Annotated in this window: 21 protein-coding genes and 3 pseudogenes; 8 read left to right on the top strand and 16 right to left on the bottom strand. The window is 61.4% G+C overall.

Going from position 1 to position 26,586, the window contains the following annotated elements; all coding sequences use genetic code 11:
* Positions 1-17 precede the first annotated feature (17 nt).
* Positions 18-593: an HNH endonuclease gene (locus tag FBY31_RS19170; RefSeq protein ID WP_142044192.1), complete on the top strand. Its 576-nt coding sequence runs from the start codon at positions 18-20 to the stop codon at positions 591-593.
* 81 nt (positions 594-674) lie between these two features.
* Here FBY31_RS19170 and FBY31_RS19165 read toward each other — a convergent pair whose 3' ends face one another.
* From FBY31_RS19165 to FBY31_RS19155, 3 genes are all read right to left on the bottom strand, one after another.
* Positions 675-1,562, bottom strand: coding sequence for a class I SAM-dependent methyltransferase (locus tag FBY31_RS19165; RefSeq protein ID WP_142044190.1), 888 nt, complete (start codon positions 1,560-1,562; stop codon positions 675-677).
* Between the two features lie 9 nt (positions 1,563-1,571).
* Positions 1,572-2,150, bottom strand: coding sequence for a hypothetical protein (locus FBY31_RS19160; RefSeq protein WP_200833411.1), 579 nt, complete (start codon positions 2,148-2,150; stop codon positions 1,572-1,574).
* Between the two features lie 301 nt (positions 2,151-2,451).
* Positions 2,452-3,507 carry a 2,3-butanediol dehydrogenase gene (locus tag FBY31_RS19155; protein ID WP_142044188.1) on the bottom strand — a complete coding sequence of 352 codons (1,056 nt, stop codon included), beginning with the start codon at positions 3,505-3,507 and terminating at the stop codon, positions 2,452-2,454.
* Between the two features lie 226 nt (positions 3,508-3,733).
* On the opposite strand from FBY31_RS19155, the gene FBY31_RS19150 reads away from it, so the two are divergent.
* Complete coding sequence (locus FBY31_RS19150; protein WP_142044186.1) at positions 3,734-4,372, top strand: hypothetical protein; 639 nt, start codon at positions 3,734-3,736, stop codon at positions 4,370-4,372.
* A gap of 160 nt (positions 4,373-4,532) precedes the next feature.
* Here FBY31_RS19150 and FBY31_RS19145 read toward each other — a convergent pair whose 3' ends face one another.
* Positions 4,533-6,332, bottom strand: a complete 1,800-nt coding sequence (locus tag FBY31_RS19145) for an NAD(P)/FAD-dependent oxidoreductase (protein ID WP_142044184.1) — start codon at positions 6,330-6,332, stop codon at positions 4,533-4,535.
* A 174-nt stretch (positions 6,333-6,506) separates the two neighbouring features.
* Between FBY31_RS19145 and FBY31_RS19140 the strand changes: the two genes are divergently transcribed.
* On the top strand, positions 6,507-7,793 hold the full coding sequence (locus tag FBY31_RS19140) for a GAF domain-containing protein (protein ID WP_142044182.1): 1,287 nt from the start codon (positions 6,507-6,509) through the stop codon (positions 7,791-7,793).
* Positions 7,794-8,188: 395 nt separating this feature from the next.
* Here FBY31_RS19140 and FBY31_RS19135 read toward each other — a convergent pair.
* Positions 8,189-8,757 (bottom strand): annotated as a pseudogene (locus tag FBY31_RS19135) (nucleoside hydrolase).
* Between the two features lie 166 nt (positions 8,758-8,923).
* Positions 8,924-10,969, bottom strand: a complete 2,046-nt coding sequence (locus FBY31_RS19130; protein WP_142044180.1) for a hypothetical protein — start codon at positions 10,967-10,969, stop codon at positions 8,924-8,926.
* A 591-nt stretch (positions 10,970-11,560) separates the two neighbouring features.
* On the opposite strand from FBY31_RS19130, the gene FBY31_RS19125 reads away from it, so the two are divergent.
* Complete coding sequence (locus FBY31_RS19125; protein WP_142044178.1) at positions 11,561-11,980, top strand: very short patch repair endonuclease; 420 nt, start codon at positions 11,561-11,563, stop codon at positions 11,978-11,980.
* 32 nt (positions 11,981-12,012) lie between these two features.
* Here the strand turns inward: FBY31_RS19125 and FBY31_RS19120 are convergent, their stop codons facing one another.
* The 4 genes and pseudogenes from FBY31_RS19120 to FBY31_RS19105 all read right to left on the bottom strand — a co-directional run.
* Entirely contained in the window at positions 12,013-13,179 is a 1,167-nt protein-coding gene (locus FBY31_RS19120; protein ID WP_160142489.1) for an MvaI/BcnI family restriction endonuclease, read from the bottom strand.
* The gene (locus FBY31_RS19115) at positions 13,151-14,599 is read right to left on the bottom strand and encodes a DNA cytosine methyltransferase (protein WP_235013135.1); all 1,449 of its coding nucleotides are present in this window, start codon (positions 14,597-14,599) and stop codon (positions 13,151-13,153) included. Before FBY31_RS19115 ends, FBY31_RS19120 begins: the two co-directional genes overlap by 29 nt.
* A gap of 594 nt (positions 14,600-15,193) precedes the next feature.
* Positions 15,194-16,231: pseudogene (locus tag FBY31_RS19110) on the bottom strand (amino acid permease); the annotation flags it as partial.
* 43 nt (positions 16,232-16,274) lie between these two features.
* Positions 16,275-16,962, bottom strand: a pseudogene (locus FBY31_RS19105) (aminotransferase class I/II-fold pyridoxal phosphate-dependent enzyme); the annotation flags it as partial.
* A 156-nt stretch (positions 16,963-17,118) separates the two neighbouring features.
* On the opposite strand from FBY31_RS19105, the gene FBY31_RS19100 reads away from it, so the two are divergent.
* The 4 genes from FBY31_RS19100 (at position 17,119) to FBY31_RS19090 (ending at position 20,926) form a co-directional block, all read left to right on the top strand.
* The gene (locus tag FBY31_RS19100; RefSeq protein ID WP_200833410.1) at positions 17,119-18,981 is read left to right on the top strand and encodes a GmrSD restriction endonuclease domain-containing protein; all 1,863 of its coding nucleotides are present in this window, start codon (positions 17,119-17,121) and stop codon (positions 18,979-18,981) included.
* Positions 18,982-19,305: 324 nt separating this feature from the next.
* Positions 19,306-19,713 carry a GIY-YIG nuclease family protein gene (locus tag FBY31_RS23860; RefSeq protein ID WP_442858197.1) on the top strand — a complete coding sequence of 136 codons (408 nt, stop codon included), beginning with the start codon at positions 19,306-19,308 and terminating at the stop codon, positions 19,711-19,713.
* Entirely contained in the window at positions 19,700-20,038 is a 339-nt protein-coding gene (locus FBY31_RS19095; protein WP_142044174.1) for a hypothetical protein, read from the top strand. The genes FBY31_RS23860 and FBY31_RS19095 overlap by 14 nt, the downstream gene beginning before the upstream one ends.
* Before the next feature lie 252 nt (positions 20,039-20,290).
* The gene (locus tag FBY31_RS19090) at positions 20,291-20,926 is read left to right on the top strand and encodes an SHOCT domain-containing protein (protein ID WP_200833409.1); all 636 of its coding nucleotides are present in this window, start codon (positions 20,291-20,293) and stop codon (positions 20,924-20,926) included.
* 47 nt (positions 20,927-20,973) lie between these two features.
* On the opposite strand, the gene FBY31_RS19085 is transcribed toward FBY31_RS19090, so the two are convergent.
* The 6 genes from FBY31_RS19085 to FBY31_RS19060 all read right to left on the bottom strand — a co-directional run bounded on the left by FBY31_RS19085 (position 20,974) and on the right by FBY31_RS19060 (position 26,315).
* The gene (locus tag FBY31_RS19085) at positions 20,974-21,798 is read right to left on the bottom strand and encodes a carbon-nitrogen hydrolase family protein (protein WP_235013134.1); all 825 of its coding nucleotides are present in this window, start codon (positions 21,796-21,798) and stop codon (positions 20,974-20,976) included.
* A gap of 50 nt (positions 21,799-21,848) precedes the next feature.
* Positions 21,849-22,472 (bottom strand): APC family permease, encoded by a 624-nt coding sequence (locus FBY31_RS19080; RefSeq protein ID WP_235013133.1) that lies wholly within the window; start codon positions 22,470-22,472, stop codon positions 21,849-21,851.
* A gap of 361 nt (positions 22,473-22,833) precedes the next feature.
* Positions 22,834-23,409 carry a hypothetical protein gene (locus tag FBY31_RS19075; RefSeq protein ID WP_142044172.1) on the bottom strand — a complete coding sequence of 192 codons (576 nt, stop codon included), beginning with the start codon at positions 23,407-23,409 and terminating at the stop codon, positions 22,834-22,836.
* 515 nt (positions 23,410-23,924) lie between these two features.
* Entirely contained in the window at positions 23,925-24,485 is a 561-nt protein-coding gene (locus FBY31_RS19070; RefSeq protein WP_142044170.1) for a heavy metal-binding domain-containing protein, read from the bottom strand.
* A gap of 95 nt (positions 24,486-24,580) precedes the next feature.
* The gene (locus FBY31_RS19065) at positions 24,581-25,360 is read right to left on the bottom strand and encodes a VWA domain-containing protein (RefSeq protein ID WP_142044168.1); all 780 of its coding nucleotides are present in this window, start codon (positions 25,358-25,360) and stop codon (positions 24,581-24,583) included.
* A gap of 88 nt (positions 25,361-25,448) precedes the next feature.
* Positions 25,449-26,315, bottom strand: coding sequence for a hypothetical protein (locus FBY31_RS19060; RefSeq protein WP_235013132.1), 867 nt, complete (start codon positions 26,313-26,315; stop codon positions 25,449-25,451).
* Positions 26,316-26,586 lie beyond the last annotated feature (271 nt).

Genomic DNA, 26,586 nt, shown 5'->3' with positions numbered 1-26,586 from the left:
AATTTGGGGGGGAATCAATGCCGGAACTCAGCCGCATCTATTGGACACGACAGGGCCTTCGCCTCGCGTACTCGACGGTGATGGTGTGGCTCGCCGTTGCGCTGATGTCGGCGCTCATCGCTAACGCAACACCGGGTGCCGGAGTGCGGCCATCCTCCGCCGCGGAGGTTCTGCGCGGGATGGTCGAGGGCGTCTTCGCCGCGGTTGCGCTCCCCGGCGTGGCCGCCGCCGTGCTGGGCATTGCCGCCGCCGTCGTCACCAGCCTGGACGTCCGGCGCAGGGACCCGTTGCGCCGTTTCACCCGCCAGCAGCGCCGCGAAGGGATGGCCCGGGCCGGCGGCCGGTGCGAGTTGGAAGCCGGATTCGGCCGGCGCTGCGGCCGCCCCGCCGAACACGGCGACCACTTTTATCCATGGTCCAAGGGCGGGTCCACCAGTCTGCAGAACTTCGTGGCGGCCTGCGCCGGGTGCAACCGTGCCAAGCGGGCCAGGGTCCCGTCACCGGGCCAGCAGCGCCGGATGGAACGACGACGGCGTGACTACCTGCCGCCGTCGTCCTCCCTCAGCGTGGGCGAACGGCAGCCGCTCCCCTGAGGGCAGTGCGCCGCCGCCGGATGTGCCTTGCGGCCGGACCGTTGCTCCGGCAAGCCTAAGGCGTTTGAGCGGTGCCTGCGATCAGGCCGGCTTCTGCTGCGCTGGTTTGCCGGACTCGCGTAGCTCCCCGTTCTCCCCGGCCTTCGACAGCGTGAATATCCCGTAGCGCATCGCACCGGTGCGGTAGGCCAGGATCAGGCGGGGAATGCTGAGAACGGAGATGCGATTGCGTCCACCAAGGGCGAGGCGACGCGTCTCGGGATCGACGAGCAAGGCCTTCACGAGCCGGCCGGCGCAGATCGGCCAGGTGCGGGCGACGCGGCGGCTGACATCCTCATAGCCGGTGATCGCAAAGCCCGCCGCCATGGCCATCGCCTCATACTCCTCGCGCGTGCCCATCGAGGGCAGGCGCCCTTCGCGGCAGATCGGCTCGAGCAGGTGGCGAACCTTCCAACCGCTGGCATCGGTCTCGGCGAGCCACGCACAGACGACGAATCGGCCGCCGGGCGACAGCACGCGATGCGCCTCGACGAAGAACCTGGGCTTATCGACCATGTGCTCGCTGGACTCGATCGCCCATGCCGCATTGGCCGAGGCATCGGGCAGCCCGTTGGCGAGCCAGTCGCGGACATGGATGTCCACGTCGGGTACGGGATGCGCGGCGGCGTAGTGGGCCTGCTCGGCGGAAAGCGTGAAGCCGGTGACGCTGACGCTGCACGTCACCGCGAGCCGCCTTGCGGTGGAGCCGTAGCCGCAGCCAACGTCGACGCACGCCTCGCCGGGCATCAGGCCCAGCCGATCGCCCACCATGTCCACCAGCGCCTCGACGGCCTCGGCGGGTGTCTCGCGGCCCGTCGCCCAGAGCCCGTGATGGACATGCTCGCCCCACACCCGACGATAAATCGGATCGAGCTCGTCATAGTGATCCGCAACCGCCACGGCGTTCTGGGGAATATCGGGGACGATCACGCCATGACACTACAACGGCGCTCCAGCACGAAGGAAGGGAAGGACGACGGCGGAACTTGCCTCCCGCCGTTGGGCTCCGCCCCGGTACCGCCAGTGAGTTCCAGCACCTGCCGGGACGTTGAGCTGCACACTGACCCCATGACGACGGCGAGTGGTCTGCTTTTGTTGCCGGCCACCCGTTGCCTCATACGTCTTACCCCGTGAGCGCCTCTTCTGGACAGGAGGTACGTCTAATTCGGGTACCGCTCGGAGCATGAAGCGGTCAAAGTGAGGCACTGTGAATCCCGCGTAGCCATGGGAGGGCGTGTAAAGCAGCCCCATGTTGATGAGCTCGGACCTGGTAGGAGCCAACTGCGTGGACTCGCGCCCCATGACAGCGGCCACATCCGCGGCTTTTTGTGACTCCGGACCAAGCTGTGCCATGGCGCGCATGCATGCAATCTGTAACTGTGTGGCCCTGTCCAAACGGACCCGGAAGAAGGACGAGTCGAGCTTCGCCTCGTAAGCGTCTTTTGCATCGTCTACGTCCTCAAGCGTGATGACCTCGCCCTCGGCCACTGCCCACACCTGGTACCCAAGCTCTTGCACGAAATATGGGTAGCCTTCGGTCAGCTCGAAAGCCCGGTCCAGCGCATCATCGTTGAACTTTACGCCCTCAAGATGAGCTGGCTCGGCGAGCGCCTTTCTTGCGTCTGCCTCGTCCAGCGAACTGATTTTTGGGAACTTGAAAAGCCCCAGAACTGGCGGGGGACGCAAAGTCTTATGCTCAACTCTTACAAGCTTTAGGGAGCTTTATTAGCTTCAGATAAAGCCGGCAAAAATGAATATACTTCTGCAGATTGCAGCGACTGAACCCCCGCTTCCATGACCTGCGGCTGGCCTCCATCCCCTACGGGTGCACCAGCACCTTCACCGCCGTGTCCTTGTGGTTGATGAGGGTGTCGAAGCCCTGCTCCACCAGGTCCTCCAGCGCGATCCGGCCGGTGATGAACGGCTTCAGGTCCACCTTGCCCTCCTGCACCATTTTGATCACGGCGGGGTGGTCGCGGACGTAGGCGATGGTGCCGCGCAGGTCGATCTCCTTGAGCACCAGCTTCTGCATGTCCACGGTGGCCGGGGCGCCCCAGATGGACACGTTAACCACCACGGCGCCGGGCCGGACGGCGTCGAGCATGGTGTCCAGCACCGCATTCACGCCGGCGCATTCGAACGCAACGTCGGCCCCCGTCCCGCCGGTGAGTTCCCGCACCCGCGCAGGGACATCCTCCTTGCTCGGGTCCAGCACATGGTCCGCCACACCGCTCGAGGTGGCCTTCTCCTTCCGCGCCTGGGTGAGCTCGCTGATGATCGTGGTCACCCCCATCCCCTTGAGGACCGCGGCGGTGAGCAGCCCGATCGGTCCGGACCCGCCCACCAGCGCCGTGTCGCCCGCCTTCACGCCGCTGCGCGCCACCGCGTGGTGCGCCACGGACAGCGGCTCGATCAGCGCCGCCTCATCCAGCGGAATGTCCCCGATGGGATGCACCCACCGCGCGTCCACCACGATCTTCTCGCTCAGCCCTCCCCCGCCGCCGGACAGCCCGATGAAGCCCATCTGCCGGCACAGGTGGTAGCTGCCCGCCTGGCACATGTCGCAGTCGCCGTCCACAAAATAGGGTTCGACGACGACGTTGTCCCCCTTCGCCAGGCCTGCCACCCCTTCGCCCACTTCAGACACAGTCCCGGAGAATTCGTGCCCCAGGGTCACCGGGGATTCCTCGTGCGAGAGCGGGTGCGGATGGCCCGGTGCGGGGCAGAAGATGGGCCCTTCCAGGTACTCGTGCAGGTCCGTGCCGCAGATGCCGCACCACGCGACGTCTATCTTCACCGCCCCGGCACGGAGTTCCGGCTCCGGGATGTCATCGATGCGGATGTCCTTGCGGGCGTGGAAACGTGCTGCCTTCATGATGGATTCTTCCTTTCTGTGTACGTGATGTTTTGCCAAGTCCCGGGTCTCCACGCTCCACCCGGCCGCACGCGAGCATCCTCGCACCGGACCCGTACGTCCGGTAGGGACTTTTGACCACCGGACGCTAGGACTCCGGTCATACAAGCCAACTCTTGACCGCCACGCGGGCCAGGTCCAGCATGAGAGGACTTACCGGCGGTCTCCCGAGAGTTAGGAGTCCGTGATGGCCCAGGAAAGTTTCGACCACGCGTTCTGGACAGGGCAGTTCCCCAAGTGGGCCGGCGCGGCAGCCATGCTCGGCGGAGCGCTTGGTGCCTTCGCTTCCTTCCTGCATAACCTGCAGCCCATTGGCTGTATCGGCATGGACTGCCCGACGGCGGCGCTGCGTTCAGCCATCGGTATCGTGCCTGTGGCTGGCTCTGCCGCTTCCCTCCTCACACTGGTAGGTATCGCCGGAATGACGCTGCTTGCAAGGCGGTCCGGCCAACACCGGAAGCTCGCGAACGCCGGCCTGATCACAGCCGCGGCCGGCTTCATCCTGCTGTTTGCCGGCGAGATCATCCAAAGCGGATTCTTCGCCGGCGACTTCCCCGGGATGCCCTTCTTCGTCATTCCCGGACTGCTGGGCGTCATCGCAGGCTTCCTGATGATCGGACTCCTTATTCTCCGTTCGGGCATTTTTCCGCGTTGGCTCGGGATCTTCTTCGTGGTCAGCGCTGTCGCCTTACTGGCCGCCAATGAGCAAACCCCCGCAGTCCTGCTGGCCATGCCCTTTGGGCTCGCCATGGTGACGGCGGGCTACTTCATGCTGTCAGGCGGCGGCCGCAGGCTTGCAGCCCTTCCTGCCCCAAGCGCCAGCTGAAGGAATGGGGCAGGAAAGTGAGAGAGCGTCTGAGGAAAAGGCGCATTAACTGAGAGAGCGTCGGAAGGGACGACGGCGGCCTGCCGGCGGTTGAGCCCGTCGGGTTCCGGCAGGCTCAACCACCGTGGTTCGCGGGCTCCGACAGGCTCAACCACCAGGCTCAGCGGGTGTAGTGGCTGGGCTGCAGTTCGTACACCGGCGTCTCCAGCCCCTCCATCCGGGCCTTGAGCTGCAGCGCCAGGTAGGAGGAGTAGTGCCGGCTCTGGTGCAGGTTGCCGCCATGGATCCAGAGGTTGGGGACGTTGGTTGGTTTCCACATATTGCGCAGCTCCCCCTCCCACGGGCCAGGGTCTTTTGGCGTGTCTGAGCCGTAGCCCCAGCACTTGCCCACGCGGTCCGCGATTTCGGGAGACACCAGGTCCGCAAGCCACCCGTTCATGGACCCGTACCCGGTGGCGTAGACAATCAGGTCGGCCTCCAGCTCGCTGCCGTCGTCCATCACCACGGCGTTGCCGGTGATCTTGGCGACCTGCCCGGACTTCAGCTTCACCCGGCCGTCGATAATCAGCTGGGACGCGCCGACGTCGATGTAGTAGCCGGAGCCGCGCCGCAGGTACTTCAGGAACAATCCGGACCCGTCCACGCCGAAGTCCAGCTCGAACCCGGCGGCCTCCAGCTGCGAGTAAAACTCGGCGTCCCGCTTCGCCATCTCCTGGTACACGGGCACCTGCGCCTCAGGCAGGATCCGGTACGGCAGGGACGCGAAGAGCAGGTCGGCCTTCTCCGTGGTGACGCCGTTGGCCAGCGCCTTCTCCGAGTACAGGTCCCCCAGCGCCAGGTCCATCAGCGACTCGCTGCGGGCGATGTGGGTGGAGGAGCGCTGCACCATGGTGACGTCGGCGCCGTGCTCCCAGAGGTCGGCGCAGATATCGTGCGCGGAGTTGTTGGAGCCGATCACCACGGCCTTCTTCCCGGTCCAGTCCCCGCCGCCGGGGTGCTGGGAGGAGTGCCGCTGCTCCCCCAGGAAGGACTGCGCGCCGTCGAACGCGGGGATGTTGGGGTAGCCGGAGACGCCCAAAGCGAAGACGAGCTGCTTGGGCCGGAGGGTCACCGGTTCGCCGTTGCGGAGCACGTTGACCGCCCATTCCTGCGTGCCGTCGTCGTACTCTGCTCCCACGCACTCGGTGCCGCCCCAGTAGTTCAGCTCCATGATCCGGGTGTAGTGCTCCAGCCAGTCGCCGATCTTGTCCTTGGCGGCGAAGACGGGCCAGTCGTCCGGGAACTTCAGGTAGGGCAGGTGGTCGTACCAGACGGGGTCGTGCAGGTGCAGGGACTTGTAGCGGTTCCGCCAGGAGTCGCCCGGCTTCTCATTCTTCTCGATCACGAGGGTGGGGACGCCCAGGCGCCGCAGCCGGGCCGCGAGGCCGATGCCGCCCTGCCCGCCGCCGATGATCACCGTGTAGGGCTGCTCCTCGTAGCCGAGCCGCGCCTCGCGCTCCTCCTTCTGTTCCAGCCAGGAGCGCCGGCCCTTGATGATCTCGTGCGCCACGCTCTTCTCGCGGCGCACGCCCTTCTTCTCCTCGAAGCCTTTCAGCTCCTGCATGGTGGTGAGCAGCGTCCAGCATTTGCCGTTCCGCAGCCGGAGGTGGCCGTAGCCGCGGGCGGCGCCGGTCTCGAACGTGATCCACGCTTCCACAGTTCCGTCTGCGGCGGCGCTGCCGGTGGCGTCCTCCGCGAGCGCCCAGTTTGTGGGCTGCACGTGGTCCAGTGTGGCCTGGAGCATCCCGTGGATGTCCGCCTTGCCTTCCAGCGTTTTCAGGTTCCAGGTGAACGCCACGAAGTCCCGCCAGTAGCTGTCGTCCTCGAAGAGGTCCAGCGCGGCGTCCACGTCGCGCCGCTGCAGCGCGCTGTCCAGCCTGGCGAGCCAGGCCTGCGCGTCAGCGGTGGGTGTTTCGATCATCTCCACTCCTTTGTGTGCGGTCCCTCAGGTGGTCCGGGCGGCTCCGTCCCGCGGGGGTCCCTGCGGTATGCTGGGGCGGGCGTGAGCTGCATCACTATTGGAACCCCGTGGGGGTAACAAGGGCGTTACACGGGCACTGCCGGCAAGGACGCCGGCGGTGAGGAGGACTCTGTTTTGGACTACGGCCTGAGGTTTTCGGACCCGGCGAAGTACTCGCGTGCCCTGCGCCGCGCGCACGAGCTGGTCATCTCCGGTGTTCCGCGCCCGGAGATCCCCACCGGTCTGGCGGAGTCGTGGCGCCGGTCCATGGCGCTGGGCGTCAGCCCGGACCAGCACAGCCCGCGGCACCTGCACGATCCGTCCGATGTGCTGCAGCTGCGGCGCGAGCACCGGCTGCAGCGGGTAATGCCGGCGCTGCAGGACCTGCTGGCCGACGATTCCAATTCCGGCCGGCACCTTCTGGTGCTCACCGACGCCAACGGCGAGATTCTGTGGCGGGTGGGCAGCCGGGAGGTGCTGCGGCGGGCCGACCGGCTGGAGTTCTCCGAGGGAGCGGACTGGTCCGAGGCCGGGATCGGCACCAACGCCATCAGCGAGGCGCTGGTCACCGGTGGGCCGGTGCAGCTGTTCTCCGCCGAGCACCTGGTCCGCACCCACCACGAGTGGGCCTGCACCGCGGCGCCCATCACGGACCCGGCCACCGGCAAGCTGCTGGGCGTGCTCGATGTTTCGGGACCGCTGGACACCATCAGCGCGGACACGCTACGAATGGTGCGGTGCGCGGTGCGGGTGGCGGAGTCGCTGCTGGGAACGTCCGACGGCGGCGCCTCCTTGAGTGCGTCTTCTTCCGTGGGTGCGTCCAGGCGGAGTGTCCGCCCGCTTGGTGTTGCGGTCTCCTCGTTGGAGCTGCTCGGCGACCGGCCCGCCGCGGTGTTCGCGGACGGGAGCAGGGTGCCGCTGACGCTGCGCCGGGCGGAGATCCTGGCGCTGCTGGACTCCCGGTCGCAGGGATGGAGCGCCGACGAGCTGGCCTATGAGCTGCACGGGGATGCGGGCACGCCGCAGGCCATCCGGACCGAGATGTTCCGGGTCCGCTCCATGCTGGGCGACGCCGTGGAGTCGAACCCCTACCGGCTGGCAGCAGGCTTGGCCGGGTGCTCTGACTCGGGGCGGGTGCTGCGGCTGCTGCGTGAAGGCCGCGTGGCCGAGGTGCTCGAGGCGTACACCGCTCCCCTGCTCAGCCGCTCCGGCGTCCTGGCCGTGCAGCTGCTGCGGGACCAGCTGGAGCTGGCGGTTGGCTCGGCGGTGAGGTCGAGCGGGGATGCCAACCTCCTGGTCCGATGGTTGTCCACGGATATGGGGTGCGCGGACGCGGAGGGTGTGAAAGCCCTGGGACAGCTGGTGGGACGTGATGATCCCCGGTATTCGGCGTTCCGCGCTTCCTCTGCGCTCTGCGGGTGAGCGTGGCCCGGCAAAATTGATCTCGACGCCGTGATCGCATACTCGGTGATCGGCTCGCAAAACTAGAGGCCCTCAGGAACGGAAGCGGCGGGACGACAGCACTCCGGTGCTGTCGTCCCGCGTTTTCTGTGTCTGGTCAGGTCACCCGCCTGTCGGCCCGACCCAGGCGCTGAAGTCGCCCCTTCTTCCTTCGCCGGGCTGGTCGTCGTCCTTGCCACACCGGCGACAGCGTCTATAGACGCTTCCGTCCTCGGCATGTTCAAGATGCCATTCGTGCCGCATGTTCAGCTTGCACAGCAGGGCCTGGATCATGGCAGCCTCCGATCCAAATCGCAGCGCTCTGTACTTCCAATCATGGCCCTGGCGCGGTCCCGGCGGAACTGGCAGTTTTGGACTTATCCAACAGGTGCGGGCACGGGCTCAACCGCCGGGGACGGGGCCAGCAGCGTCTTCATCAGGTGCGGGGCGAAGTCCTCCTCCAGCGAGAGCACCACGCGGCAGCGCGCGCCGGACACCGGAGGGTACCCCGCATACAGCCCGCGCATGTCACATACAGTTTGGCCGCGGCCGGGCCCGGAGGAGGTGTCGACGACGGCACGCACCACGGGTGCCAGCGCAGGCTTAACGGCACCAACGGCGAGCGCCGCCGCCAGAGGGTCGTGCATGGCTGAGCAGGGCCAGAAGCAGCAGAAGGAGCCAACACAACTTCGCCAACACCGTTCTCCCCGTGCACCCAGGGCGACCCGCCGCCAAAGGACCCAACAAGGGGGTTATGGGCGCCAACAGCCACCGGCACAGAAGCGGCCCCGGCCAACGAAAGCAGGTCGAGGGTATTCCGGACCCCAACAGCGGCACTCACATTCCCGCTCACCGTCCCAATCCCCACCACGGAAGGAAGAGGCGAGGCGAGCAGGTAGGCCAGGGCGAGGGCGTCGTCGATGCCAGTGTCGCAGTTCGTCGGCACCTCCCTGCTGGAAAGTCCATTCCAGAATCGCTCGCTGTAGGACTAAACCAGCAGGCTGTGAAGCTGGTGGGGCACGACTGATGCTCCTGCCCCACCAGCTAGGACGACGCAGCGAGGCAGCCTGAATTGGCGACTCATTGCCTCACATGGTTCGCTCGCAGTTCCCCTACGCCGACTGACCTAAATCATCATCCAAGTCATCGTCTTCACTGTCATCAAAAAGGAGGGGGTTTCGCCGCTCTGCTATTCCATTCCAGAATGTCAAATGGCTTGACGAACGGTTTAGCGTGACCATTTCCTCGCTGATCGAAAGCCCAACTTTTTCGACCAAGATGTCACCACCATCATCCTTGACTCGTCGAACTCCCGCGACGAGAGTCTCAAGTTCTTTGACGCAATCACGGATCTTGTTCTCGTAGACTTGCCGCGCGGTCTCGGGGTCATCTGTCTGTACCGCAGTACTACGACTAGCCTGTTCGACATACGCATACAGGTGCTCTTTGCTGAGTGGGCTGGCATCGGGCCTATACCTATCCTCTGCGTCTTCCCCAGGGTTGAGGAGTCTGGGCTCACGCCCAGCACGCACGTCCAAGATAATTTGCCCTAACTGCTTCACCCCGTTTGTAGTGGTGACCAGCTTCTCCATTATCTGAGGTGGCTCGGCCCGATAGACTCCGTCGACCCGCTCGCCAGACCTAACGAGCAAGGGTTGGCTTGCGCCCTCTACAAGACAATACAGAGCAAGGACCCCGAGTTCAGCTGCTTCCGGCGATATCGTCCGACTAGTTTCCGACATGTCCCGGCGCTGGAGTGCCAGTTTTTCAACTGCTGCTTCCACCAAATCGCATATTGGTTTGCGACTAAGTTGAGCCCCTTTAAGAGGAGCAGCAGCGAGTACACGTTGAATAGTTGATCGTCGACCCTTGAAGCCCGCGTCTTCAGGCCTTCCCGCTGCAATACGGTTGACCCGCAAGGCAGTGTCGGCAGCCAAGGCGGCACGGTCAAGACGCGATGGCTTCTTCCCCGTCAGCGCATAAATGGAGGAAATTACAACCCGACCACGGGGCGGGTTCTTAAAGGAGTCCAGATTTTCATAGGCCACCGCCAATACCTCGTCCGGAAACATATCCTGAACGCCTTTCAAGTCCGGCGAGAACTCGGAGCCTTGCTCCGATTCGGCGAGAAGGATCCGCAGCAGCTGGTCGGTGGAAAAACCGTCAACGGCGGCCAACATACCTTTGGCTGCTACCTCCGCCAATGCGATTCTGGCCTTCAGAGCAAACTCTGTGGTGTCTTCAAATTTCAACGGAGGTTCAAGGTGGATATGACCGACAATGGATCGCCTGACAGAATCGAAGGGCGGAAGCTGGTTCGATTCGGCGGGGTCGACAGTTCCGTACCCGACAATCACTTGGGCGCGTGGCATTATGCTCGAGCGAAGACGAGCGGCTGCCCTTTCACCCTCCGGAGACTTAAGGTCACCGGTGAAATTGTCCCGAAGAGCAATCAGATCCAACCTAAGACGGTTTTCCATGGCCTCGTCCTGGAGCGCAAAAAGGACATCGTCTATGTCTACGCCAGAACCTTTGTGCGCACCAACGGTCCGGCTGAACCCATCAGTTGCGTCGAGTATGCCTATCAGCTGGTTGTCACCGAGCGATAGGCGGGAAACAGAAAGCAAACCTGAATTTTCAATCCCTCGCAGGGGAATGGACTTCGAGTGAGAATTCTTTGCCCAGATCACGCGTGTCTGCTTCTTGAGAGCCGTTGTAAGTGCCTCAACATCATCATAATCGAGAGTCAGGACAGGATCACCAGTCGAAAGAGCTCCATACCTAGCGGCTTTCCCTGGGGACCATGCTCGTTCCCCTTCAAATCTGATGTTTTCGATCGACGGCAGAATCCTCCACGTCACAACGTCAAACTCTATATAGCGCACGATGTACTTGCCATATCGGCGCTGGCGAGGGTTCCGAATTGCTTCTTTAAGCTGTGTAAGATCGGCGGCTGATCGCGCTATCGTAAGCGCATCAAAGGTGTGAAGCCCAAAAGCTTCCGTTACTAGTTCTGCAGCCGCGCTTCTCGCACGAGAGTTTTGTGTTCTGAGGTTCTCGACTATTGGCCCATACGGCGTGACGTATGTGGCCTCCTCGTCATCGACACGAAGGTCTTCCAGAGCACGCGATACAGCTGCGTCATAGTTTTTAGACAAAAAAATTCGCCTCCAAGGCTCCAATCGCATCACTTTGATACGAAGATGCGGGTAGCCCACCAGAGGCGAGTCCACCCATTATGCCCCCGAGCTTCATCTGGAAGCTATAAGGGGTGAATGGCTGACAGTGTCGGTACTCGCGTTAGGTACTCTATGGTCTGCAATGAGCGAAAGTCACAACTAACTTTGGATCAAACAGAACACGCATGAACCGGGTTAACCCCGCGATCAGGACCCTGAAAGGATTCTTACTGGAGAATACATATAAAAGCCCCAAGCGTCAACCGTCTGAAGAAATGCAAATTTCTGCGTGGCCGGGTTTCATCAACTCACCCCACATCGTCGCTACGACGCGGGCCGGAAGGTCCTGGTCAATGCCCGGCGTGTTTGGCTGACCGGAATGGTCGAAGGCTGTTGGAGGCAAGACGTGCTCGCAGTGGCAGCTTTGCCGCAGCCCACCGGCTGCAGCTTGAAACTTCTGGCCCACCAAGTCGACAGTTGCGCTAAGCGGCGGCATGTTGACCTAACGGTCGGGAGGCCGGTCGGGGCCCAACCAGATTGAGGGACAACTGTCGAAGTAGAATCGCCCGCATGGCTGACTTCATGACTCCTGAGCAGCGCAGCGCTCACATGTCGAAGATCCGATCGAAAGACACGAAGCCCGAACTAAAGCTCCGGCAGGTCTTACATGCAGCTGGCTATAGGTACCGTCTCCACGACCGTCGACTCCCTGGTCGGCCCGACTTGGTCTTTCCAAGTCGGAAGAAAGTGATATTCGTTCACGGTTGCTTCTGGCATGGTCACGCTTGCCCTATTGGTACGCGCCTACCCAAGACGAATAGAGACTTCTGGGCGGAGAAGCGCCAGAAAAATCAAGATCGCGACCGACGACAAAAGGAAGAGCTGAACAACTTAGGCTGGGACGTATTTACTCTCTGGGAATGCGAAATTACGGAATCGGGAGATTTTATAGAGGAAGTGACGCGGTTTCTAGGCACGCGGCGAGTGTGATCAGGCGATATCAATGAACAGTGAGATCGTGATCAATGAACAGTGAGATCGTGGAAGATTGGTGCGGGAAAGAGCTCGTTAATATGCTTCTTGTGAACCTTAAATTCTGGACCTTTATCCCCACTCGAAGTAAGCATGTGGTCCATGGTAATAGCGCCAGACCGAAGCATGGGTGAGAGCTGCTGAACTATCGGTTTTGACGTCTGCGTTGCGGATTGAAAATGGATGTATTCAACTGGCCCAACGAAATGTGACTCTCCGGTGACCCAAAAAGTATCAGCGTGTTTTGCTGTCAGCTTGTCACGAAGCCCCTGCAGCCTCCAGGTCTCTGGCTTGGGGATATCAATCCTCTGAGAAACGACATGCAACAGATCGCTTTCCTCGTCCACTTCGAATTTGAGGCCCTGGGCGTTCCAAGCCGCTGCAGAAATGGTGCAGTTGAGCTTGCGCTCCCGCCCTCGGCGGTAGCCGAACTCACGAAGCATGTCCTGCGCATCGATCACCTGGCTTAGCTCCCAGTCAGGAACTTTAACGAATAGGTTCGACCTTGCCAATCTAGGTGCACGTGTTGATTTGAGTTCAATTCCTTTATAATCAGGATTTTCACTTGAGTTCTGACGAATGCCCAACTCAGTTTCCAAGAGATGGCCGCCACCTGCATCTGCCTGCTTGTAGACGGGGATTGGCCCGCGGGCCGAAAGCTCACGCAGCTTTTCCAGAAGCTCCTCGAAAATAGATTCACGGCCCTCAGTGAATGCATGAAGCAGCTTTCGATAATGCTCGCTTAGGGACGCCGATGTGGCAAATCGTACCCTCGTTGCATTGAGAATCCACAGGCCTTCTTTAGACCAAAGACTCACCAAGATGTCATGGGGCTGACAGTAATTTCGCATCCGGGAAAACCAAACTCGAGCGTCTCCCATTTTAGTATCCGGACGATAGAGGGACGCCCTTGCCGATACTACTTCTCCAGTCGGAAGCAGAAAGTGAGCTGGAACATATAGTTTGTGGTCTTGTCCCTGCTCCTGCGAACTGTAGTTGTGGATGGCGTTACGCAACAAGAACTTGCGGTATTCATTTGTAGCATCCAGGATGCCTTTTCGAAGCCCATTTTCGGTAGGCTCGAGTAGACCGAAATCTAGATCGTAGCGTGTGAGGAAGGCGATATTCTCAACTTCGAGGGGATTCAGTTTCCTCACAGCATGCATCTCCAAGAATCTCGGCGAGTCGATTTCCTACTGCCAAGGATAACCATGGCGAAACTGCATTACCTACCTGCGAGTACTGAGGAACCTCGACCCGTCGTCGATGGGCGCCAGTCGTCTCCTTTCCCAAAAACTCGAATCCGCTTGGGAACCCTTGAAAACGCGCCATTTCCCTAACGGTAAAGATCCGAGGCTCAGCAGGATGCACGTAGTCATCCGGGAGCGTAACGACGGTCCGGGCAGGCTCTTTCCACCCCAGGACACGCTGAGAGTGCTTTTTAGTGGCAAGTCTCATAACCAAGTCGCACAACTCATCCAGATTGGAGGCCAGCTCAGTTCCGTCCGGCGCCAGCGCTGGCAGGGGTGCGTCTTCGAGTTGGGTCTTCAGATAGAGCAGGGCATCAGACTCCGGCATTCCTGCTGCGCGACTAACTAGGCGTTGGTCCAAGCCCGCGACGGAAAGAAACTGATAAAGCCGAAAGCGCTGTTTCGTTCGCTGAGCATGGTTACGGGGAACATGGTTGTGTTCATGTTTCCCCGGCCTGGTTCGAAGCTTCCATTCTTTACTCTGCATCTGCCTAACATATCCGGCGCTGGCGACGCGGCTGCTACTCGGAGCATGCGGAGACAAGTCAGCGACAGCATGGGCGACCGTGAGCACTTGATCGCTCGAAACGGTAGGAACTGGCACTAGATCTGGTAAGGGGTGAGACACCTTGTCACTAAAGTCTGACTTCCAAAGCATGTCGGTGGCGTTTATGCCTCGCGTTTTGGCAACATCAGCTCTCACAGCCAAAATCATCAATCGCGGACGATGTTGTGGTGCACCATAGTGCATGGCGTTTACACGGACTCCTTGAACGACATAACCAGGTTCCGTTTCCGCCAAAGCTTGTTGAAGTTGCGAGAAAGACGACTCCTCCTGTGAGCTGAAGCGTTGATTCATGCCCACGACATTTTCTATGACAACGGCTCTAGGGCGAGTGCGCGCAACGAACTGCAGGTATTCCCACGGAAGTTTGTTGCGGATATCGTCCGGGTTTCTTAGTCCTGCAAGAGAAAACCCCTGACAGGGCGGCCCACCAACGACCAGATCAAGAGACGCGCCTGCCAGCTTCTCCATGGCCAGTTCGTCTTTCAGAAGTACGGAAAGTTCCCGGACGAGAACCTTACCCGCTACTTGCACTTCGACAGGCGACTCTACGTACTTGTTCCACTGCCGGGGATCAGACGCGTCGTCAACGAGATTGTGGTAGAACGTGCGTGCTGCCATGTCTGACTTCTCAACTGCAACAACCAGCTCACCGCCTGCCCTTTCTATACCGAGGGACAGCCCACCGCAGCCAGCAAACAGATCTACGTATTTCATCACGAAGACATTCTGCCTTACTGCCCTGACATTTTCCAGGAACACTACGTTCCTGCTGGTCGATCGGGCGCGCCGGTCCCCTGAAATCAGCTAAGCCACCGTCATGGGCTTGCGGCACTTACCGTACGCAGTAGAACTTGCCGAGCCCACCCACTGATCAAAGCGCTCGAGGCTCAGTTACACGACCTAACCTGCATCCGACGTTCGAGGTCGGCCGCTGACCTGCAGTAGTACCACCATCGTCCGGCACGTTGAAGCCTCTGGTAGCCGCGAGCGCACGGTAGGAGTTACTAGTGTTGCTACCTGTGCTCACTGCAGGCCCGGGCGCCTATGACGCCCAGCGCGCACCTCGGCATAATATGGCGAAGAACACCTCAACGATTCCCTTTAAGTAAGTTCACCCATCCCGAATCGCAATGGACACCGAAGTAAGCAGGCGCGGTGCTTCACGGCGTTCGACCGGGACAACGCCATCCAGGAAGCACCTTGCAGCTTGGCGTCGAGCGCCGACAGCAGCGCCGCCACGGCCACCGGGAAAATTGGGGTAGCAGCTCCCGGCGGCCCGGCGGCGTCCGCAACCGCTACGAACGGGCTGCCGCACTTCTAACACTTTGCACAGGTGATCCGGGCGGACTTGTTGACAACGCCGAAGGCAACGCTGGCCAGGACCGCAACCACCGGAACGCGGGCCTTGGACACGGAAGCGAGCAGGCGCGGCGCTTCACCGCGCTCGGCCAGGGAGAACGCCATCCGGGAGGCACCATACAGGTTGGCGTTAAGGGCGGACAGCAGTGCCGCGACGGCCACCAAGGTGATGGCGGTGGCCGCGCCGGGCATGCCGGCGGCGTCCAGGACCGCGGCGAACGGGCTCTTCAGCCCCGCCGACCCCACGGGAACCACTGCGGCGATCACGAAGATCGCGCCGATGTAGAACACCAGGATGCGCCACAGCACGGTCCGGACGGCTTTCTTCACGCTGCGGGCCGGTTCGGCCGTCTCGGCTGCGGCCACGGAGACAATCTCGGTGCCGCCGAACGCGAACGCCACCACGAACAGCGCCGTAGCAATCCCGGCGAAGCCACTGGGCGCGAAGCCGGAACCGGTGAAGTTAGACAGGCCCGGCGACTGGACGCCCGGCAGCCAGCCGAAGAGCAGGGCGGCGCCCACCAGGAGGAACCCGACGATCGCCGCCACCTTGAGCAGGGCGAACCAGAACTCGAATTCACCGAAGTTCTTCACGCTGGTCAGGTTCACGGCGGTGAGCACCACGATGAACACAAAGGCCATCAGCCACACCGGCAGGGCGGGGAAGATGGTGGCCAGTAGGCCCGCCGCGCCGAGCGCCTCGGCCGCGATCACCACCACGAGCTGCAGCCACCAGAGCCAACCCACCGTGGCGCCGGCCACCGGCCCGTAGGCCTTGGCCGTGTAGACGGAGAAGGCGCCGCTGTTCGGGTTCGCGGCAGCCATTTCACCGAGGGCCCACATCACCAGGATGATGAGCGTGCCGGCCACGAGGTAGGAGATCAGCACCGCGGGGCCGGCGGCCTGGATGCCTGCTCCGGAGCCGATGAACAGGCCTGCGCCGATGGCGCTGCCCAGGCCCATCATGGTGAGCTGCCGGGGTTTGAGGGTCGCGCCGAGGGCGCGGAAAGACGTCGTTGTCTCGTGTTCCATGGGGATTCCTCTTACTTGTTAGGTGGAACGGAAGGAGAAAAGGTCAGGAAGTTGTCAGGGGCGCGTAGGCTGCGAGGAGCCGGAGCACGCGGTCGTTGGCGGCGGGATCGGCAACGGTGATCCGCACGCCGTCACCCTGGTACGCGCGGACCAGGATCCCAGCGGCATCGAACCCATCCACGAGCAAGGCCAGAAGCCGGGCGTCGGCGCGGATCCACAGGAAGTTGCCCTGGCTCGGCTGCAGTTTCCAGCCCTGGGCCTCCAGCTCCGCGGCCATCCGGGCGCGCTCCTGCTTCACAGCGGAGACCCGCGCTTCCATCTCCTCCCCCGCGTCCAGCGACGCGATGGCCGCCTTCTGCGCCAGCGCGCTCACGGCGAACGGCAGGGCGGTGCGCCGCAATCCTTCGGCGATGGCCGCCGTCGTAATGGCGTACCCGACCCGCAGGCCGGCAGGCCGTAGGCCTTGGAAAAGGTGCGCAGGATGCAGACGTTCGGGTGCCGTCGGTAGAGCGCCAGGGAATCGGGGCCGCTGCCGGCGTCGGCGTACTCCACGTAGGCCTCGTCGATCACCACCAGGACGTCGGGGCGGACGGACTGCAGGAAGGCCTCGAGGCGGTGGTGGCTGATCGGGACGCCGGTGGGGTTGTTGGGGTGCAGAGCAGGATAACTTTGGTGCGGTGGGTGACGGCGGCGGCCATGGCGTCGAGGTCGTGGCCCTCCGGCGCATTGAGCAAAGTCCACCGACAGGTTCTGTAAAACGTTGTGGAACTAAGTAAGTCCTCGCCCGTTTATGGACAGTCGGACCGGATGAGGAACGCCAGCGGAAGTCCCTTTCGGTCGGGATGTCCCGGAGCGTCGTAAGCTGGGGCGCCCGCAACACGATAGTAATGTCTTCACGTATGGGATACCTGCCACCGACTACGATCGCAGACGCGCTGCGAAGCATTCAGAAGGGCGAACTGATTCTGCCCGCAATCCAGCGGGAGTACGTTTGGAGGCCTTCCCAGGTTATTGGCCTGTTCGACTCGATCATGCGAGGGTACCCGATCGGCAGTTTCTTGTCTTGGAAGGTTGATCCCGAGACGGTCAAGAAGTTCCGTTTCTACGGGTTTCTTAAGGATTACCACCAGTTCAACGCACGCCATAACCCCATGCTCGACATCGCGCCTGGCCAGGCCGTGACTGCGATGCTCGATGGCCAGCAACGATTGACCTCGCTGAACATCGGTCTCCGCGGCTCTTATGCCTACAAGAACAAGCATGCTTGGGCCAACAACCCAGAAAACTATCCCCTACGTAGGCTCTACTTGAACGCGCTCGGCGAGGCCGAACAGAACGAGGCCGGCCTGCGCTATGACTTTCGCTTCCTCACTGACGGTCAGCTCGCCGCGGCGGACCCGGAGGAATCGCGCTACTGGTTCCCCGTGCACCGCGTATACGAGACCGATGACCTTGGCGACCTGTGGGACCTCGCCGGGGAAGCAGGTCTCGCCAATGATCGATCCGCACGCAACACGCTCAGCCAATTGTGGAAGGCAATTCACAGTGCCCCGGGAGTCCACTTCTACGAAGAGACTGAGCAGGATGTCGAGCGAGTGCTGGACATCTTCATCCGTGTGAACTCTGCGGGAACCATACTCTCCTACAGCGACTTGCTACTGTCGATCGCCACCGCACAGTGGAAGGATCGCGACGCCCGGTACGCTATCCACGGACTAGTGGATGCACTCAACTCCACCGGGCAAGGATTCGGTTTCACCCAGGACGTCGTGCTGAAATCGGGGCTCGTGCTCGCGGGCATCGGAGACATCGGTTTTAAGGTCAAGAATTTCACTGCGGAGAACATGGCCACCCTGGACCGCAACTGGGATGCGATTAGCGACTCGCTCAAAGTCGCCGCCGGCTTGCTGAGCGACTTTGGCCTGTCGAACGGCACGCTCACCGCGGGCAGCGTGCTCATCCCGATCGCTCACTACGTCCACCGGCGCGGTCTTACCCAGAAGTACCGGGAGTCGGTCGCTGCCAGCGCCGACCGTGAAGTGTTGCGCTCGTGGACGCTGCGCTCACTGATCGTTCAAGGCGTCTGGGGCTCCGGCCTCGATTCGCTGCTGCGCGACCTGCGCCAGGCGATTGACGACCACGGTGCGGATGGGTTCCCGATCGCCGAGATCGAGCGACGGATGGCTGCGCGGGGCAAATCTCTGGCCATCAGCGCCGAGCAGGTTGAAGACATCCTTAACCTGTCGTACGGTGCGGCCCGCACCTTTGCCGTGCTGGCGATTCTGTTCCCGCATGTCAACACGCGCAATATCCACCACGTCGACCATGTGTTCCCACAAGCATTGCTGTCTCGGTCGAAGCTGAAACAGGCGGGTTTCGATCGTGGCGCCGCCGACGATCTTCAGTCCAAGCGAGACCAGCTTGCCAACCTCCAATTGATCGAAGGCCCGGAAAACATTGCAAAGTCAGATACACCTCCGGCACTGTGGGCGTCCGCAGCCTTCAAGACACCCGATGCCTACGAGGCATACCTCGGCCGCAACGATCTCCCGTGGCTGCCAAAGGACGTGACGGAGTTCGCTGCCTTTTTCGCTGAACGTCGTTCAGCCCTCGGGCGGCGGATCGCCGCAGTCTTGGGAGGAACCTCAAGAGCGACCCCCGGCATTGCGGATGCGCATACTGATACCAGTGAGCCAACTCTTCGCGCGAGCATCGAGGAGGAACTGGCCGAATCGGCCTACGCCGAATAGCGGACGATCGAACTTAGCGAGCGAACGCGCATCATGTTTTTGCGGCCGGCGACGTGGGGCACCACTTGGAGGTTTTCCCAGAATGGATTTGGCCTCGACCCTTTACTGCGAGGCCGCAGGCAAGAACCGCGCATGTCGTTCCGGGATGGGGCTCAGGTCCGATGGCTGCGGACGCTCGGCGGTGACCTGCGTAGCGGCAGGCCGAAGTACAGCAGGTGGGCCAGGGAACATCGGCGAAGGTTGACCGCCGCAAGCCGTCGCCTCCATTGACGCCGCCTCAGAGCCGTCATTCAGATCTCTTGCAGCTTTGGCTAACATTCGACAATGGAGGCATCACCGGGCGGTCACAAGTGGACGGACATCGAGTCATGTGAAAAGGCCTGGGCCGCCACCCAAACGTCATCCGGAGTGTATAAATGGTTCCTCCAAGGAGATCTCCCAAAGGATTTCAATTGGCCTCCTGCGCTGGCTCCTATTCGACAGGGTGGCCTGATCTACATCGGACGGGCGAAATCCCTACGTACTCGCGCCAAGCATCATAGACTCCCCTCATCCCAGTCAACACTCCGGCGAGCGCTTGCGTCACTGATGGGACTCCAAGCTGAGTGGCGGGGGAATTCCGCGCATCCTGGCCTAATCCGGGAACACGAGCTGCAGTTATCGAGCTGGATGACGAATAACCTTGCGATGTCCTTTGACAGTTGTTCCGGCTTCACTAGTGGAAACCACTGAAAAGAATCTACGCACAGCGCTGAAGCCGCCGCTAAACCGTGATGGTCTAACCCCAGAGCAGCGGCACACCAGTGCCACTGCGGCTGAGATGCAAAAGAAGGCGTTAGGAGCACGAGGCTCGCGCAAGGATCGCTCCCTCACCGAGGTGACAGATGGTCGCAGTCTGGCACGCGCTTTGCCCGCAACTTCACAGATAAACACCATTGACGAGCGACTGGCGTTAACGAAGACGCTTTACGAGCAAAGGTGGACGCGGGCTCAGATTGCTGCGCAAGTTGAGGTGCACATGAGTACCGTCGGAGACTACATCGCCAAGCTGCGTTAGCTAGGAGCAATAGACCCGGGTGGGTCTCGTATCCGCAGACCTAGGCCTATCGAGGAAGACGCGGCGAAGCCTGACTAACGGGTGGTGGCGACAGCCCCACTCTTGAGGCAGCGGTGGAGTTTGCAGTCACATATCGCGCAATTTGCATCCTGCTTAGTTTGCACGGCTCCAGCGCGCCCCCTACGCGCCACCCTGTCTACACTTGCGCATCAAATGCGGCCTCTTATCTCCGGCTGTAGTTAGACTACGGCCATGGTGGCTAACGGGAGCGTCGTAGGTGGAGATTACAAGGGTGCAATTGTGTCCACCCCAATGGGCAGCACACTCGTTGTGCAGGCAGGGCTCAGGTTCCGAAAGTTAACTCCTGAGAACGTGACCGAGTGGGACGAAGTCATCACCGACGGAAAGAAAAACCCCGTAGGCGACGTAAGCAAGGCAGTAGCGGGAGCCATACTTCCCGGGCGGCTTGGAAAGGCAGCTTCAGCGGCCGTGGCCGCGACGTTCGATGCCATGGGATCTTCGCATACCGTTCGCGTTGATTGGGCGGACGGCAAGCGCTCGCTGATCAAGTTGCCTGACGGGATGTTCAAGCATTTTGAACTCGTACTTGAGAATCAGCGTGCGCTCGCAGCGGAAGCATTGCCGGGTGAGGCCATTCCTCGTGCCGTAGAGAACCAGACTGTAACGGAGCAGGCATTCTCGCTCGTTTCGGGAATCATCAAGGATCGACTCCCTGCCCCAGCCAAGACTCCTCCTGCGGATCCCGCATCAATCACCACACCAGACGTCACGGAGGTACTTTCCAAGCTCGCTTCGCTGCGGGACGCGGGCATTCTCACCGAAGTGGAGTTCAACGCAAAGAAGGCAGAGCTACTGGGCCGGCTGTAACACGCCAGGATTGGAAATTGGTTTGTGGGCGCGTAAACACGTCTGAACTAAGGGTTCAACAGTTGTAACTTACGAAACTGCCTATTCCCGCTCCTATAACCGCCGCTGTCGGAACATGGGAAACGACTCCCGCACCCGGTCCACAGTCTCCAGCGACACGTCCACCGTCCGAACCCCAGGCTCCAGCCCAAGGTCGGCCTCGACAACCCCATCGGGTCCACCAGCACGCTCGGCCCCACGGACACCGGCGGCGCCTGGCACACCCCCGCCACGTAGACGCTGTTCTCGATCGCCCGGGCCGCGTTCAGCGCCCGCCACTGCTCCGTCTTATGCTTCCCTGGCACCCAGGACGAGCAGACCAGCAGGACCTGGGCGCCGGCGTCGGCCGGCGACCTTGCCAGCTCCGGAAACCGCAGGTCGTAGCAGGTCATCAGTCCGAACCGCACTCCCCCATGCTCGAACGCCACCGGCGCGGTGGACGGCCCCGGCTTGATGAACGTCGACTCCCCGAAGCCCTGCGCGTCAAAAAGGTGGATCTTCCGGTAGGAAGCCAGCTGGCCGCCGTCGGGCCAGAAAGCCACCAGCGTGTTGTACGCCCGGCCCGGCTCGTCCGAGGTCTCCACCACGCCCGCCACCAGCGCGATGCGGTGGCGGCGGGCGATAGTGGCGAGCTCCCGGCAGACGGGACCGTCCAGCGGCTCAGCCACCTCGGGGAACGTCGCGTCCACCTTCTTCTTCTCGTAGGTGGCGTACTCCGGGAAGGCGACCAGTACGGCGCCGTCGCGCGCTGCCTCGGCGGCGAACCGTTCGATCACGGCGAGGTTGGCCCGGATGTCGGCGCCCGACTCCAGCTGCCCCAGCGCAATCCTCATCAGAGTTCCTTCCCTCGGCCCAACGGGCCCAACTGCAAACTGCCCAGAACTCAGGCGGCCGCCTCGACCGTCGCCTTCTCGGTGGCCGTCATCTCCGGGGGCGCCGCCTTGAAGCCCCGCGTGATCAGGGCCAGGACCACGACGCCCAGCACCAGCCAGGACACTCCCAGCGTAATGGCGTTGCTGTCCAGCTGGGAGAGCAGGTAGGCGCAGATGATGGCGCCGATTACCGGGACCACCACGTAGGACACCGGGTTCAGCTGCTGCCTGGCCCGGCGCTGGCGCACATAGTGGAACACCACCGAGGCGTTCACCAGCGTGAAGGCGGTGAAGGCACCGAAGTTGATGAACGACGTCGACGTGGCCACGTCCAGGAAGATCGCGATCAGGCCGATGATGCCGGTGATCACCAGGTTCACCACCGGGGTGTGGAACTTCTCGCTGAGCCGGCCGAAGACCGCCTTAGGCAGCACGGAGTCGCGGCCCATGGCGTACATCAGCCGGGACGCGCTGGCCTGCGCGGCGAGGCCGGAGGCGAACTGCGCCACCACCAGGCCGGCCAGGAACACGGCGCCGAACAGCTGCCCGCCGATCTGCAGGGCGATGGAGCTGGCCGCGGACGCCGAGTCTTCAAACACGCCGCAGGGGTGGACCAGCTGGGTCACGTAGGACACCGCTGAGGGTGGTGACGGCGTCGAACCCCAGGAAGGAGTAGGCGGCGATGGGGCCAGGGGCGATTCGATCTGAACTGTTAAGTTCCCCGAGTAGACGATTGACCAGTCCCACCCTGTCTCCGTGCTTCGTCGTCGCGAGGGCTTGGTGGACGGCACCGGCGACCTGACGCGCGGATGACGGTTCGCAGAGGCCTCCCACCCGTATGGCTTTTGACTAACTGGAGCTGAGACTCAATGCCCGACAATGAAAGACGCTCGGCCAATGCCCAGGCCGAGCGTCTTTCATTATTAATGCTAAGCACCAAATTTAAAGGTGATCCACCTAGAACTCACGGGAACTTGCTTCCCAAATTAACTAGGACTACTGCTTCTCTTCGATTGTGATGGTCCAAGCCTCGAAGTTGCCTGCAGTCACGTCGAGGTAGTATTTACCTGCCGACTTGTGGATTGCCGTTTCACTCGACTCATCCTTGTTAAGCATCTTGAGCGGTATGGCGCCGTCCTTCGCTTTATCTTTGCCGTCTTCCATCAGGTAGATCGCGCCGATAGCCGCAGACTGTCCGTTGAGCATCTTTCCGCCCGTGAACGAGTAAACAAGACGGGTTTCCTTGCCTGACAATTGGAATGACTGACTTGCCATGTCGGCTGAGCCAGATAGCTCAGCGACCTTTGTCCATGTGGCAGCGGCAGCAGGAGCGGCTGGGGCGACGGCTTCGGCACTAGCCGCCGTCGTCGTTGCCGGAGCGCTCGTAGCTGCAGTGTCCTTTTTCCCCGAGTTGGCGGCGGTCGTAATAATAATAACGATCACGATAATCAGGGGGAGAAGGAAGCGCTTCTTCTTGAACCAAGGACGTGATGCCTTGCGGTAGGCCTTGTCAGCCGCTGCTTGGGCTTTGGCGTTGCCCTTAACGTCAGTTTGTGTACTATTCTCGGTCACTTGCGGATCCTGTCTAGAGCTGCTCTTGGGTGCGAGCTGAAGTTTTTGCCTCTAAACAACGACGCGGGTTATCCCCAGATCAGTCCGAATGACGCAATTCCCCCAACTAGGTGTGACAGTAGTGCCAGACTGGGTAATCTGGCAAATGCTACGCGAGATTTATTTTTCATGCCGAAAACGCCCCCTCTTTCGGCTGCCACTACAGACACACCCGAGCCACCGTCTCCGGAGGAATTGCCCGTAGCCAGGACAGCGCTTCGAGTCCGAAGTCAGTTTCATCCGTCCCTTAAAGGCCCGCCAGCACATTCTCCCGCCGAAACCGCTTGCGCTTCACGCTCCCACCACTTAACGCTGCTTCCATGGCGCGCGCAGCATTCCACCAGCCGCTCCTCCGACTTCGGGGTGCCCGGCAATCATGACGAAAAGATTGTCCCACCGCCTTTAGATACTGTTCATGCGATTTGCGCATAACGGTCTAATCCGCTCCCACTGACCTTGTGTGCGAGAAACAGCAGCTACGCCAACCCAGCGGGTTCGTTCTTCTCGATCACGACAGCGTTGCCATTCGCCGTTACTGCAAACAGGAATGGCAGATAGAGCGTCCCACCCGAACTACTCGCTGTCTCGGGATCCATGGTCAGGTAGTCGAAATCCACGCCGATCACGGCGTTGCATCCGAGTGCGTAGGCTGCTTCTTTTAACTCCGTTAGAGCGTTTCGCCTGATTTGCGACAGCCCTGACAGTAGATCTGCGCCGACATCCTTGCTCCCGCCGTTAAACCAGCCGTGGGTTGGGCGGTCCATCGATACCGCGCTGTCGCCAGAGATATAGTCGCAGTACTTGGTGATGCTGTAGCCGTCAAAGTTGAAGCCGGAGGTGATGAGCATGCTCGCCACGGCTTGCTGCTTCGCTAGCTCAGCTTGCTGCGCGTTAGCCTGCTCCAACGCGAGACGTTCTTGCTCTTCAGCTGTCCGTGCTTTCTCCTGGGCTCGGTACTGGTTGTAATGGCCGACCATCTCGTCCACGTTGACACCGTCGTCGACGCTCAGGCCAGCAAACCCAGGCTTGTACTGCAAACCGGACTGCTTTAACCACACATCAAAAGCGGCGGGTCGAGTTGATATTTCTTGGCAATGTCTCTGGTTTTCACGTAGCTCTCTCTCGTATCGCGCTATTTGATGAGGCCCAAGGAGCGGACCTGGGTTATCCAGTCTGGGAATTCCTGCAGCATTTTCTCGAAGAGCGCCGAGTCGCCAATTGCGTCCACGTCGCCGATGGGCTCGTAGTTGGCGTTATCCACGAAACGCTCCTCGAGGGTGTCCAGTTGCTCAAGAAATTCCATCGGCTGCTTGCCGATGGAAAGGAACTTCCAAAAAATGGGGGCGGTGGATACCTCGGTCAGGGCCTGAATGGCAGCCTTCTTGTTGTCCGGACTGCCATCAGTAAGGAACAGGGCGTAAACGGGCATCTCCGCAGGCTTGGACGCCTCTGACCCACCCTGGGCAGGCTGTGCTTTGCGGAGTCCGAAGAATCCCTTTTTGGGCGGCACTGGCGGGACCGGCGGCGCGAACCCGAAATAGTTCCGAATGGTCAGAAAGGCATCGGAGTAGTTGGTGCTGCCCATCCGTCGTCCCTTGGTCAGTCGATCCACGGAACCGGCAAAGTCGTTGATGCTGATTTCGCCCAGATAGGCGGCTGTGGAGTCGAAGACGAAGAAATCGATGGACCCGTCGTCATCGAACTGCGTCGCCAGGGCGAGAACCTTTTCGACCAGGCGCTGCATGGCACCGGCCCTGTAGACGTCCTGCATAGACCCGGAGTAGTCCAGGGCTACGGCGACCTTGGCCTTCTGGCCGTTTAGCCCGGAGAGGTCAATGACCTCAATTGCGGTCTTGGCCAGTGAGAGAAGCCCCGGCGCTTGAGCGCTGATCTTGTCTAGAGAAAGTCCCATTGCGAGTCCTTGTCGTTGATTTGTGGTGTCATGGGCTGACGGGCAAAAGATGACCCTGCCATGTCTTCTTCGTGGCGCCTCAGGAAATTCAGATTGCTCCCGTGAGGCTCAAGACCCATTTGGCGGGATCCAAGGAGCGGAATGGGGCAATCCCGCGCGGGTGGACGGATTCTCCACGAGGGGCTTCCCCGAGTGCGGAGACGGCGAAGAAACGGTAAGGGATCGGCTTGCCGCTGTGGGGATTCTCAAGGCTACGGACGAGTCGGCCCGCGTTGAGCTTGTGCAGCAGGCTCCGGACTTCCTCGTGCAGGAGCTCGCCGTCGTCTTCCTGATACTGGGCACTGTCAAGGCTTGGGTCCCGGAGGAAGGCAGCGCCGGAGTTGGACATGATGGACTGCCAGTCGATGTCCTCGACTTTCCGCAGCTCCTGCATGGCATCGAATTTGGAAAGGATGACCGCCAACCGAGGTGTGGCACCGCCAATGATGTTCATCAGGTTGTCCAAAACCGCATGCGGATCACCGCCCAATTGGCTCTGGGTGGGAACCAGGTCCTGCAACTTGGCCCGGATCTCAGGAACCGCCATCGGGTCAAACATGAAAAAGACGGCGTCGGCGTTGGCCAGGAAATTCAAAGGTGCTGTATCCGCCGGGGGTCTCTCCATGTCTTCGCCAGCGACATCACGGATCACAAGAAACCTGCGAACCCCATTGATGATGCCTAGACTGAAGATCAAAGGTTCCCGCTGATACGAACTGTCAGTGATGGCACTCGGCGTCGGGGGCATAAGGCCGCGCGACTCGTATAGGGGTTTCTCGTAAATCTCCGTGTAGTTCTCGCGCGTGCGGGCGTCCGCGAATTGAACGGTGCTGCTCAGCTTGGCCATTAGCTGATCCAGCTGCTTGACCAGGACGGCAATATAGAGGGACTTGCCGGTGGCACGGGACCCGTTCATTGCCACACAGGTGGCATGACCGTCCCGCCAGCCCGGAAGCAACCCGTGATGGCACCGTACACATGCCTCCTGGACCGCCGCTTGCTTACACTCGGGGCAGCCCGTGGGTACTTCGGGTATCCAGTTTTTGCCAGCGTTGGCAGGCCGAAGCTGGTAAATCAGCGGTCCGTTTTCAACATTTTTACCGGCATAGCGCCCCGCAACATCATCCGGCTGGGTGGGGCACCGTCCGGACCGGCAGATCCACAGGTAGCCATCCTCCGGCAGATGC

Source organism: Arthrobacter sp. SLBN-100, from assembly GCF_006715305.1.
Classification (GTDB): domain Bacteria; phylum Actinomycetota; class Actinomycetes; order Actinomycetales; family Micrococcaceae; genus Arthrobacter.
Note: the sequence above shows the minus strand (reverse complement) of the source record. Positions and strands in the feature narration are given on the sequence as shown.